Origin of the sequence: Methanobrevibacter sp. (assembly GCF_045112895.1) — an archaeon.
Lineage (GTDB): Archaea > Methanobacteriota > Methanobacteria > Methanobacteriales > Methanobacteriaceae > Methanocatella.
In genome coordinates this window covers 1-13509 of sequence record NZ_JBGUIH010000012.1, presented here as the reverse complement: position 1 = coordinate 13509, position 13509 = coordinate 1, and the positions used below count along the sequence as shown (strand labels likewise).

Sequence of the window (13509 nt, the reverse complement as noted above, 5' to 3'; positions counted from 1 at the left end):
TGATTTATCATGATGGTTCTTTTGTTGTCTTTGAACAATGTTTAGAAAAAAATAAAAGATAGAGAAATGATTATTCCACCAGCTGCTTTAAATCATTTCTGATAATTGAAGTTGCATTGAATCCTTTAATGGCATCGACCATCTCAGGGAATTTCGCTTTTGGAATCAGCACATTGATTTGTGAAAAATCAGATCCGGGAGTGATTGTAGGCTCATCAGCACAAAGCTTATTGTCAATCAAGTAAGCTGAAACTTCATCAATCTTTGAATTTGCGATGTTGAACTTTACATCGAAATATTTTTTAGCGGTGATTGCTCCCAATAACTGCTCATAAATCATTTGAGCCTTATCGAGCTTTTCACCTGTACAGCTGACTCCCGCATAAAGGCCTGCTGAGGAATGCAATATTGTTTCGATTTCCTTTAAGCCTGCTTTCTTCAAGCTGCTGCCTGTTTGGGTATTGTCAACTATCAGATCGGCGCCTTTAGCGATATAAACTTCAGTAGCCCCATCGGAGTTGATTACCTGCACCATCTCATTGTCCCCATCGGTTAAACCTCTGACTTGGACAAACGGCACCGCATCACCATAGATTTCCTGATACGCTTCATTTTCCATTATGAATTTTCTAGTTAAGTTAGGATATTCAGTAAAACATAAAATTGGTTTTTGCCTGTCCTTATTCGCTCTAAATAAATCTGAAAGACTATCATATGGAGAGTCTTTAGGAACTGCAACTATCAAACGAGTCTTTCCATAATCCAAATCCCCAATCTTAACGGTATTTGTATCCCTTAAGACTGATTCTTCCTTAATCCAATCTTCGCCGACAATTGCAATATCGATTATTCCCCTATTCAATTCCACGGGAGTGGATTGCGGGCGGGTGAGAAATGCGATGATGTCATCGTCATTTAAGATTTCAATTTCGTAAGCCTCATCGCCAGGTTCATATCCCTTGACTTCATAACCTGCATCAACAAATAACTTATGAGTATTTCCTCTTTTTACATTATTTAAACTTCCCTTTGGGAGTCCTAAGATTATTTTTTCGTTCATATTAATACCTAAACTAGACTTATTAATTTTAAATTATATAATATTTTTGATGGATTACTAAAAAAAGAAAAGAAGTTAGTTGTGATAAGCTTCACAACTTTGTCTACTCAAAGCATGTTTGTGAACATGCATATGCTTGATTCCACCACTTGTTCTGATTTCATCAATAATTGTAACACCTTCATGGGAATGTGAGTGCTCACCGTCATTGTGGAAGTGATAATGTGAGTGTTCTACATTTTCGGTGTCTATCTTTTTAATTGAATCATCAAAGTGCCTGTCATATAGCAATGCCGCATTCAATACGACCAGACATGATCCTGCATTGTGAACAATAGCTCCAGTTACCGGATTCAGGAGACCTAAAACAGAACATACAATAGCCGCAGCATTGATTGCCATTGACATTGCAATGTTTGCCTTAATCGTGAATAAAGTGGAATTGGAAAGCTTTTTAAGATATGGAATTTTGCCAATGTCGTCACCTAAAAGTGCAATATCCGCGGCTTCGATTGCTACATCGCTTCCAACGGACCCCATTGCTACACTTACATCGGCCGTTTTAAGTGCAGGTGCATCATTAACGCCATCTCCTATCATACAGACTTTTTTACCTTCATTTTTGAATTTTTCAATCCATGAAAGCTTTTCTTCTGGCAGCAAATTGCCATAAACTTTGCCAATTCCAACTTTAGATGCAAAATAATTTGCGGTTTCTGTGTTATCTCCTGTGAGCAGTATAGTTTCAGTACCCAAATCATGCAAGTTTTCAATCATGCTTTTAGAATCTTCACGAATCACATCGGACAATCCGATTAATCCAATAACCTCATCATTTAATGCAACGATAATTGAAGCTTTTCCTTCATGTTTCAGTTTGTCTAATTGAGTGGAAATATTTACGTCAATATTATTTTCTGATAGAAATTTGGAGTTTCCTGCATATACCATACCATAAGAATTTGTACATGTAACGCCTTTTCCAGGATACATTTTAAAGTCTTTTGGCTCTTCAATATCAATTTTCACTTCTTTTGCATTGTTTACGATGGCTTTAGCCAATGGATGTTCGCTCAATTTTTCGCATGACGCAGTGATTTTAAGTATATCTTCTTCAGTTAAACTATCATCTAAAGAGATAACATCAGAAACCTCTAAATTACCATAAGTTAATGTTCCAGTTTTGTCGAATACTAATGTATTTAAGCCACCTAAAGTTTCAAGTGCTTCACCTGATTTAATAAGCACACCATATTTTGTTGCCTGGCCAATAGCAGCCATAATGGCAGTTGGTGTTGCTAAAATCAAAGCGCATGGACAGAATACCACAAGAACTGTTACTCCTCTTTCGACATTTCCTGTTATTAGCCAAGCCGCGATTGCGATTAATAATGCAACAGGAACAAGCCATGTTGCCCATTTATCTGCAATTCTCTGTGTTGGAGCTTGCTTTTCATCAGCCGCCTTTACAAGATCAATTAATTTTTGAAGTGACGAATTCTCACCTAAACTTGTAGCTTTGATATCAATAGCACCATACATGTTCATGGTACCGCAAAATACCTCATCTCCAACCTCTTTATCAATCGGCAGGGATTCCCCAGTCATGATTGACTGGTCAAGTGATGAAGTACCTTTTACGATTTCACCATCTACCGGAACGCTCTCACCGGGAAGAATTCTTAAAATATCGCCAATCCTAATCTCATCAACTGAAATCATTTCTTCCTTACCGTTGACAATTCTTCTACCGGTTTGTGGAGTCAAATTAATTAAGTTTCTTAAACCTTTTTTTGCCCTCTCAACTGTCCAATCCTCAAGGAGAGCCCCTAATGCCATAATCCATGCGACTTCACCTGCAGCAAATATTTCACCAATCAATAGTGATGCCACCATAGCTATTGCAATTAGTAGTGCAGATGAAATCCATTTTTCACGAATCAACCTGGTCATAGCCAAAAGCAACATTGGAATACCACTTATTACTACTGCCCCCCAAGCAGGGTTTAAATAAATTGGAGCGTCTACTCCAAAAATCATAAAAATAACTGCTATTAATAAGAATATACCTGAAATAATAGTCATCTTTAGTCCGAATAAGAAATCAGTTATTTCATCAATCATTTCTAAAACCTCAAAGTATTACTTTTTTTGAATTTATTTAAATACCCAGTATTACTCAAAAATTTTTTAAAAGTTTCACCCAAAATTTGAAACAAATCAAAAAAATTATATCCAGTAACTACCAACAGCCAAAAAAGTATTACTTTTTTTGAGTTCATTTAAATACTCAGTATTACTATTTATTATTTTGGAGCAAGAAGTATATAAAAGTATTACTTTTTTTGAGTTCATTTATATACTCAGTATTACTCAAGAAAAATTAGTATAAATTATTTTTTGCAATTTCAAATACTTCATCAATATATTGTCTCTTAATTTCAGGAGTGATCTTATCGTGGCTGGTTTCACTAAAGAAGTAAAAATTTATCTTATTCGCTTTATCGTTAATTCTGTCGGTTGCAAAAATGGTCTTGATAGCATCGATTTTGCCGTCGGCTTTCAAATCATCATAGCTGCTTCCGGTTCCAATCAAAAAGTTTACTTCATCAAACACCTTCATTGCTGATGGAGCATCATCATTATAATATCTAAAGCCATAAGTGAAAACTCTCGAAAACCAACCAACAAGCTTTGAAGGGGCATCCATCCAGAACAAGGGAAAAATGAATGTTAGAATATCAGCATCATTAATCAGTTTCTGTTCTTTTAAAACATCCTCCAAAACAGAAGATTCAATATAATTAGCCTCACGAAGATATTCTTCCTCAGAAATATCAGAATTAAAATTATCATTATACAAATCAGAAATAGTAAAATCAATATTTGACGATTTTAATCCTTTGAGATAGGATTCTTTCAACTCAAATGTCAAACTATCATCGCTTGGATGGCAATAAACAATATGAACTTTCATGATATCTAAAAAATTAAGGCTTCATAGCCAAATCCATTATGCTGAAAGGGTCACCCTCTTTTCTAGGGGCAGGTCCACCCATTCCAAATGCCGAACGGGCAAATTCCTTATTCATTCTTTTTGAAACTTCTCCAAATATCATTTTATATGCCGTACATTGCGGATCAACTGCCTGCGGTGTCTGATATGCAACAATTGCATTGTAAGGGCATCCTCCTTCACAGTATTTTACATATCTGCATTTCTTGCAGTTTTCATCAACATAATCTCTGAATTCCTGAAGTTTAGCCCATGCATCTGACTCTTTTAAATCATCAAAACTTGGATTTGTAGAAACATTGCCTAAAACATACTCCGGCATTCCGACAAACCTGTAACATGGATAGATTGAGCCGTCCGCACCTACTGCCAATGTAGTGCCTATGCAGTCTGCAAATGTGCAGAGAGTTCCTCTTCTTCTTAGCGTGCTTTTGCAAATGTGGTCCAAATCCATAATGACGAATTTATCCAAATCGTAAAGGTACTTGTCCAACCATTCAACCAGGAGCTTTCCATGTTCTTCCTGGTCAAGTGCCCATGGGTCTGCATTGTCCCCCCTTAGTGATGGAAGGGCCGCATGAATCTTCAGACTCATTTGTTCGCCTTTGAAGAACTCATACAATTCATCTGAGAAATCTTTAGAATAATCAGTAACAGTTAAAACGAAGTTAATTATCAGCCCTTTGCTTTTGGCGAGTTCATATTTTGACATGGTCTTGTCAAAGTAGCCGTCTCCACGTTGATAATCGTTGATTTCCTTTGGCCCGTCAATGCTTGTGCTTACAACGACATTGTATTTTACAAACAAATCTATTAGCTCATCACTCAAAAGCCAGATATTGCTTTGAAGAGAAAACCCTTCAAAATTAGGCAGCTTAGAAAGCTTATCCAATGCATATTCGTAAAAATCGTAGCCTGCAAGAAGGGGTTCGCCACCATGGAAAGTGAAATGAACCTTATCATCCCTGAAATCAGCTAGCCAAGTTATAATCTGGTCGATTACTTCAACATCCATCATTTCCTTTTTGTTTTCAGATCCCCAACAGTATTTGCAGTTTGATGGACAGTTGAGTGTTGGGATAATCATTACATGAAATGTCATTTTAACCGTGTACTTTATTTAATTCCATTAACAACTGTTTCTTCTCATCAGGATCCATATCCTCATTTACAAAGAAGATATATCCGCATTCTTCGCATTTAACAGCTTTCATTTCTGCATGTGCGCGATGATTGTCTAACAATCTCCTAAGAGCAATCTTATCTTTTGAACCGCATTTAGGGCATGGTGCCAATAATTCTTCTAGTTTCATATTAGACTATTTAATTTTAAAATATATTAAATTTATTAATGGCAACAATGGTCAAATGTCTAAAAATAAGAAAGGATTAACGATTTAAAATCTTTACGAACTGCCTATAAATCGGAAAACCGACATGCTGGATAAATAAGAGTATATAATGGACACCTGGAAATTCGAACTCTTTTTTTACCTTTTTAAGCTCTGAGATAATGTCTAATTTTTGAGGGCATTTCCTCAGGCATTTGCCGCATCCGTTGCACTTGCCTGCATTTCCCTCATTGCCCATGATTCCCCCAACATACTGATAGTAATCAATCAATGACTGATTGACAAATCCATTATGATTAAACAGGTACTTTTCATTGTATATCTTCATGCATTCCGGAATGTTAACTCCCTGAGGGCAGGGCATGCAATATCCGCAGGATGAACAATTGATCTTTAGGGAATTCCTCATGACCCGCTTTACAAGCTCAATTGTTTCCATCTCTTCAAAGCTCATTGACAATGGAGTTGTCTTGCTTGCAATAGCCAGATTATCATCAAGCTGTTCGAAGCTGTTCATCCCTGACAGTACGCAGGTGACATTCCTGTTATTCAAGACCCACTCCAAAGCCCAATCAGCATTGCTTTTGTTGGGATTGGCTTTTCTGAAAACATGTTCAACCTCATCAGGCATTTTACCGGCCAATATTCCTCCCTTAAGAGGTTCCATTACAATAACGCCAATTCCTTTTGAGGCGGCATACTCAATTCCTTCCATGCTTGCCTGAACATTCTCATCGAAGTAATTGTACTGGACCATTACGACATCCCAATCATAGGCATCGACAACCGTTTCAAATTCCTCTTTAGGCCCATGATAGGAAAATCCGACATGCTGGATTTTACCTTCAAATCTTGCCTTATCGATGAATTTAACTAAATTTCTCTTAAGCAGACGGTTTATTGTTTTCAAATCAACGGCGTGGATGAGGTAATAGTCAATGCAATCGATTTGCAGCCTTCTCAACTGTTCGTTTAAGATGTTTTCCATATCTTCATACTTTTTAACATTAATCGAAGGCAGTTTAGTGGATATCTTAACCTTGGATCTTATTTCATCAGTTAGGATTTCGCCTAAAAACGTTTCGCTATCCCCATAAAGATAAGCGGTATCGATAAAGTTTACACCATTATCAATAGCATGGAAAATAAGTCTGCTGGCTTTGTCTCTGTCAATCTTGCCGTTTTTAAGTGGCAATCTCATTGCTCCAAAGCCCAATGAGGATATCTCATCGCCAGTTTTTGAAATTAATCTATATTGCATTAAAATCCATAAAATAAAAATTTGGAGTTATTGAACCCCATCAATAATTTCCTTCATATATTCAATCAAGTCCGCTTTTGATTCGGAATCATCCATTGCAAATTCAATTGATGTCTTGAGCCATTCCAAACGATTTCCTATATCATAGGTTTTTCCTTCAAATGTGACTCCATAGATTGAATCCAATTTCTGAAGGGCATCTGTCAATTGTATTTCGCCTCCCACACCCGGTTCGGTTTCATTGATTTTGTCAAAAATGTCCGGTGTTAAGACATAGCGCCCCATAATGGCCAGATTGGATGGTGCCTGATGAGCCAATGGCTTTTCGACTAGCTTAGTAATGTTATAAATATTCTTCTCAACTTCATCCCCTTTAATAATACCATACCTTTCCACTTTCTCTCTAGGTACCTTTTCAAGGGAAATGGCAGAGGCATCATATTTCTTGTGAACCTCAATCAACTGTTTTGTACATGGAATCGGACCTTTTGTAATGGAATCTCCCAGCATTACTGCAAACGGTTCACTGCCTATATGCTTTCTAGCACAATAGATAGCATCGCCAAGACCCTTTTGTTCCTTTTGCCTTACATAACAGAAGTCTGCCAAATCAGTAATGTCACGAACCTGCTTTAAGCGGTCATACTTGCCTGCACTTTGCAATGTCTGTTCAAGTTCAAAGGATTTGTCGAAGTGGTCCTCAATAGACCTTTTGTTTCTACCTGTGACAATTAGGATATCATCAATACCTGAAGCAACCGCCTCTTCAATAACATATTGAATAGTAGGCTTATCATAAACAGGTAACATTTCCTTAGGTTGCGCTTTAGTAGCAGGCAAAAATCTTGTTCCAAAACCTGCCGCAGGAATTACAGCTTTCATAATTTATCACCAAGAATTTTAATTGTATATAATTTTTAATTTGAATATATAAATAATTTAGCAAAAAAAGAATTGAAATCAGAAAATGATAGTGCGGGAGACGGGACTTGAACCCGCGAAGGGACTGACCCACTAGGCCCTCAACCTAGCGCCTTTGACCGCTCGACCACCCCCGCATAAAAACAAAAGTAGTTATAAAAAAATATATTTTTTAACTTATATAAATGTAACTATTTTTCACTTAATTTTATAGTAACTTCCATGACTTTTCCATTTTTTAAATCTTCGATAAGGTTTTCATCAAGATCTTTTGCAGCCTTATCTGCCCTAATCATTAATGTACGGGAACATGTATAATCACTAGTTCTACAAACAATGTCTGTCGGATGGGTTAATGTTAGGTCTTCATGACCCCAGCCGGTTATTTCATCATGCCCATTTTCAGTATCCAAAATGACACTAATCCTTGTATCGGAATTAGCTATTTTATCCTTGAACTCTTGTGGAAAGTTTAGCATAGATTTGTCCATGTCAGTTCCAATGATGCAGTCTGCAGTCGGGCCAATTTCAACATCCTTTGTAATTTCAAAAGTGGATTTGTGAAGTGATGTCACATTTCTATGGCCTTTAGTTTGAAGTTTAAAAATCATAATTAATAATTAGTCAGGAAAAACTAATAAAAGTTTTCATGCATTTAATTAAAAATAGCTTCAATAATTCGATGATTAACTCAAAAAAATATAAAATTCTCGGTTGCTATTGATAGAATAAACAATCAGATGTAAAAATAAAGAAGTTGAATATGGCTCCCATATATGAAAAAATAAAAATAAGAAAAGTTTAAGGAAAAACTATTTTTTAACAGTTATAGTATTAGTCCTAGTCAACTTTCCATATGTAGTGTATATCTTATATTTACCTACTTTCAAATTATTTTTAACTTTGAAAGTGGCTATTCCCTTAGAGCTTGTTTTGGCGGTGTATTTCTTACCCTTAAATTTGAAAGTTATTTTTTTGCCTTTCAATATTTTACCATTAGAATTAAGGAGTTTAGCCTGGAAGCTTGCTGTCTTTGATTTCTTTTTGGACAAGTTCTTTGTAACGATTGTAGACTTTACAGTTATCTTATTTGAAACGGAATAACCTTTATAAGTTGCTTTGACTGTGTATGTTCCAGGTTTCAAATTAACAGATAATCTTGCATAACCCTTCTTATCAGTTTTGACAGTATATGTTTTTCCATTAAGTTTCATTTTAACGTTTACGCCGACAGCCACTTTTCCATTATCACCATATGCCCTCACTTGATATTTCTTAGTTCCGCCATAGTACTTTTGAATATTCTTATTTTCCATCAATCTGTTTTTAATGACAATCTTATTAGAATATTTCTGTGAAGTAACCGGATTGATAGCTGTTATGGTATAGGTTCCGGCTTTTAGATTAATGTTCAGCCTGACGATACCGTTCGGAAGTGTAGTTGCCTTATATGAATTGGATCCTATAGTGAACTTAACCTGTTTATTTGCTAACGGCTTTCCGTTTGAATCGGAAAATACTGCATAGTATTGGGTTGAAGTACCATAAACCTTAACGACATCGATTCCTTCAACAGTGGACAATATTGTCACTGTTGCATTTGCAGATGATGCGAAGTAATCATCATCACCTTCAAAATAAATTGAAGAGACATAACTTCCGGTAGCTAGATTAACATCCAATGTAGCGAGTCCTTCATCATTAGTAACGACAGTATATGTTTTACCGGCGATAGTAACATCCATTGTTGCTCCGGAAATAACCTTATTTTTAGATGAAACAAGGTAAATTGAAAGCTTTTTGGCATTTTTATAATATTTAGTAAGATTATACGCATAAATTGTTGTATTCAAACGTGTTTCCCTTACTTCAAAACTGCCTTTGTAAGAAGTTTTTCCATATATGCTATTACCGGCGTAGCTTACTGTATATGAATAATTGCCTGCAGGCAGCTTTCCAATAACAAGACTGGATTCGCCTTTCTTGACATCTATGTCATATGTCCTTGAATTTAATTCCAATTTGACCTTGCCGCTAAGGCCAACACCTTTGGAATTTGTTAATTTGAAATTGGAAACCACCCTATCCTTAACATTAACATCCTCAATTTCAACATCAAGAATAGCTCTTTTTTGAGATATGTTTAATATAAAGACAGTACTGGATTCATAGTAGTTGTTATCACCTTCAAATGTTGCACGAATTGTATATGAACCAGTATCCAATGGTGAAATGTACCAAACTGATTTTGAGTCTGTAGTAGGCTTATACCTTGGAGAGTAATAATTATCCATACTGTACAATACTTTTCCAGTTGCATTAGTGCTCAAATTAGTATAAATGATAATATTCTCATCCAGATATACATCTTTCACATAAAGGACTATTTTTGAACTGGATTTGCTGACTTTGAATGTGGTTGAATTTGAAACATCAATATAATAGTCATCACCTAAATAATTAGCGGTAATATTGTGAGTCCCGGCACCGATTCCGCCGAATACCCATTTTGCAACACCATTCTTTACGGTAACCTCTTTTGACAAGTCTTCCACATCAAATCTTATTACTCCAGATGCATTTTTATTGATATTTGCAGTAACGGTTAAATCCTTACCATAAACTCCATTTTTTATTTTTAAGGTGATATCTGTAGTCAATTCCTTAACAAAAATATAGGAATTCAAAGTAAATGCATTATAATTCCTGTCCCCTTTGTAAGTGATAACCAAAGAATGATTTCCTTTTGACAATGTCTTGAGTTTCAATTCTGTTTTTGAATTGTTGATTGCTGAATTATACTTTTTGCTGTCAATCTGAATAGATAAACTTCCAGTTGCATTATCCAAACTACCTACACTAAGAACATAATCATGCTGGTTAAAACTATATGTAAAATCAAGATCCAGTTTATTAACTTTAAATGTCTTTGAAACTTTAGCAGAAGAGTAAACATCATTTTTATAGTTAACATAAACCTTATAGGTGCTTGCATTTACTCCAGAAATGTTGATTAATGCGATTCCATTGGCAATCGGGACAATTTCATCCACTACATCCTTAATGTAAAAACGAACACTGCCTTCAACATCATCATTGAATTCGGCTTTAATTATTCCGCTTCCACCATAATCAAAATTTTCAGTAGTCAGATTAAATTTAATTTCATTAATAGTGAATGTATTGGTAATTGATTCCTCCCTATAAGTGGATACCACATTATAAGTGCCTTTGGCAAGATTTAAAGTCAAATATCCGAAACCGAATTTATTAGTTGTAACATTATAGAATTTACCGTCTACATTGACTGAAACTGTTTCATATTGAATTGGAACTCCACTATCCTCAACCAATCTTATTGAGTAATTAAAGTCATTGTGTTCATAGGCAGTGACATTGGACCCTATTATCTCATAGGTATCTACAATACCGACAGTAGTATTCCATTCACAGCCTTCATAATAGTCATCACCTTCATAATAAACAAATATGTAATTTGTTCCCTTATCAAATTCCACGTTAAATCTGGCAACGCCTTTGGTGAGGTTTAGTTTATATTCTCTAAAATTGACATAAACCCCAATTAGCCCTGTACATTTTGAAGGAATAGTCTTGACAACTATTTTTCCAGTATATTCATTTTCCTTTTGGGTTATATTAACTGTTAGATTTGAAGTTTGTTTGACGACTCTAAATGAAGTGGTGTCATTAGAACTGTAATATTGGTTGTCGCCCAAGTAGACAACACTAACATCATATCTACCCGGCTCTAAATTATAAATAGTAACATTAGTAAAAGTATCCTCTAAAAATATTAATTGTTTAACATCATTGATATAAAGCTCTGCATCCCCTCTTAAAGTTTCTGGAATGGCTTCAATAGTGATTACAGCATCTTCACCAGCGTTAATGTTATTGGCATATACATTTAAGATAGTGCTATATCTTGAAACCTCAAATGAGGTAGTTAAATTAACCGGTTCAAAATTATCAGAACCTTCATATACCAATATAACCTCATGTTTTCCTTCAGGATATTGCCCCAAATTCTTAATTGGAGTGTTGCCGGGGTAAATCCTACCGGATGCCTTATAAACACCATCGATGTATAATTTATAAGTTCCTTGAGCATCGGAAGTATTAAGAATAATCTGACCGTTTTCAACCAACTGGCCAACTTTTACATTAGGAATATCAATTTTTAAGTCAACAGGGAGTCTTTTAACCTTAACTGTTCCATTTGTGAAAGATTTGGCATAATCATCATCCCCCATATAGGTTAATTTCAATGAATACTCTCCTTTACTTAACCTATCAATTTTGTAAGTTCCAGCACCGTTTTTCAAGTTAATTGTATATTCGACACCATTTAAAGACATTAAAACATGTCCTGTTGGATTTTTTGCACCCTTACCCTTTACAGTAACGTTGATCTGGAAAATGTCTTGATAAGTCAAATCTTTAGTCACATTGAACTCAATATTAGACTTCAATTTTCCAACATCAATGAAAATTTTCTGTTCAAAACCTGTTAACACAGCTATTACTTCATATGCTCCTTTATTCTTAGTGTCATCAAAAACAAATTTTGCTTTTCCATTGACTAATTTTTTAGTTGAATTAACAGATGATGTTTTGAATGTAGTGCTGAATACTGGGAATGAGTTTAATTTTGCACTGCCTTCATTTGGTTTTAGTTCTGCTTGAATAGTGATTTTTCCACCAATGTCCAATGCGGAATAATCCGGATTTAAAGTGAATGTTAACCATGTTGAAATGCCTTCAACATTAGTAAATCTCATTGCATTAGGATTTTCATTACTTCCCCACCAGTTATTATTCAATGAGGTAACGTCTCCATTATTGTAGACATCACGTCTGAAATTAGATGTAGAAACGTCTGATGAATCGGAATACATTTGGTTATTAATAAATGCATTATATGTTAAGTTTAAGGTGCCTTCATTGTAAATATTGGCAGTATACCAGGCTGATTGTAAACTGCTTGAACGAGTAAATGTGTTGTTCTCAAAAATACTTCCAATACCTGTAAAGTCGCCTAAATTATATACTGCACCATAATACTTGTATCCTCCATCACCATATCCTATTCTATTATTTTTTATGATGGAATTTGATAAAATAAAGGTTCCCTTATTATAAATCGCGGAACCGTAAGACTGGGTAAGTGCAGTGGAATTATCAATAATTGAATTTTCCATTTTCGCAAATCCATAATTGGCAATGGCAGCACCATATGTTCCTGTTTTGCCTCCTTTAGAATTGACGAATGATGAATTATTCACATATAACTTTCCCCTATTGAATACTGCTCCACCATATCCATATCTGGAAGGAGCCATTGAATCTATAAGGTTATTACTGAAATAAGAATTCAAGATTGTTAAATCTCCAAAACTGCTTACCGCTGCACCATATATGGCATATTTCTTCAAACCATTACTAAGTTTATTATTAGAAAACTGACAATTGTCGATTGTTACGGTTGAATTTTTAATTTCTAGGGCAGCACCATAACGATTATTTAAATTCCATTCTCCTTCAGAATCGTGTAAAGGATAGGAATTCTGATTTTTTAGAGCATTGACAAAATTGATATTTTTAAATGTGACAGTTAAGTTATCATTTACGACAAACAGATAATCTTTTCCTAAACCGTTAAAAGTCGTATTTTCAGAACCTACAATATTTACAGACTTAGTAATGTTAATCCTAACATTGCCTGTTGAATTGTAATTTCCAGAAGATAAATGGATTGTAGCACCATCGGATGATAAATTTAAAGCTTGATTTATTGTTTTAACTGATGAATCCCATGATTTTCCATCATTACGATCATCACCAGCAAGATCATCAACATATATTGAATTACCAGAAG

At 35.1% G+C, this 13509-nt stretch carries 9 protein-coding genes and 1 tRNA gene; all 10 read right to left on the bottom strand.

The annotated features are described in order from the left end of the window. Positions 1 to 70: 70 nt before the first annotated feature. Positions 71 to 1060, bottom strand: a complete 990-nt coding sequence (locus tag ACJMLD_RS02645; RefSeq protein ID WP_405267708.1) for an ATP phosphoribosyltransferase — start codon at positions 1058 to 1060, stop codon at positions 71 to 73. Positions 1061 to 1135: 75 nt separating this feature from the next. Then, positions 1136 to 3184 carry a heavy metal translocating P-type ATPase gene (locus ACJMLD_RS02640; RefSeq protein ID WP_405267706.1) on the bottom strand — a complete coding sequence of 683 codons (2049 nt, stop codon included), beginning with the start codon at positions 3182 to 3184 and terminating at the stop codon, positions 1136 to 1138. Positions 3185 to 3443: 259 nt separating this feature from the next. Then, positions 3444 to 4037, bottom strand: coding sequence for an NAD(P)H-dependent oxidoreductase (locus tag ACJMLD_RS02635; RefSeq protein WP_405267704.1), 594 nt, complete (start codon positions 4035 to 4037; stop codon positions 3444 to 3446). A gap of 13 nt (positions 4038 to 4050) precedes the next feature. Beyond that, a complete protein-coding gene (locus tag ACJMLD_RS02630; RefSeq protein WP_405267702.1) occupies positions 4051 to 5178 on the bottom strand; it encodes a TIGR04083 family peptide-modifying radical SAM enzyme in 1128 nt (375 codons plus the stop codon). 1 nt (position 5179) lies between these two features. Next, positions 5180 to 5389 (bottom strand): TIGR04165 family Cys-rich peptide, encoded by a 210-nt coding sequence (locus ACJMLD_RS02625; protein ID WP_405267700.1) that lies wholly within the window; start codon positions 5387 to 5389, stop codon positions 5180 to 5182. Between the two features lie 76 nt (positions 5390 to 5465). Next, the gene (locus ACJMLD_RS02620) at positions 5466 to 6689 is read right to left on the bottom strand and encodes an aldo/keto reductase (RefSeq protein ID WP_405267698.1); all 1224 of its coding nucleotides are present in this window, start codon (positions 6687 to 6689) and stop codon (positions 5466 to 5468) included. A gap of 27 nt (positions 6690 to 6716) precedes the next feature. Next, positions 6717 to 7571, bottom strand: a complete 855-nt coding sequence (gene galU / locus ACJMLD_RS02615) for a UTP--glucose-1-phosphate uridylyltransferase GalU (protein WP_405267696.1) — start codon at positions 7569 to 7571, stop codon at positions 6717 to 6719. Positions 7572 to 7663: 92 nt separating this feature from the next. After that, a tRNA-Leu gene (locus ACJMLD_RS02610) sits at positions 7664 to 7747 on the bottom strand. Positions 7748 to 7801: 54 nt separating this feature from the next. Beyond that, entirely contained in the window at positions 7802 to 8221 is a 420-nt protein-coding gene (locus ACJMLD_RS02605; RefSeq protein ID WP_405267694.1) for a DUF371 domain-containing protein, read from the bottom strand. Positions 8222 to 8422: 201 nt separating this feature from the next. After that, the coding region (locus ACJMLD_RS02600; RefSeq protein WP_405267693.1) for an Ig-like domain repeat protein at positions 8423 to 13509 on the bottom strand (5087 nt) is incomplete at its 5' end.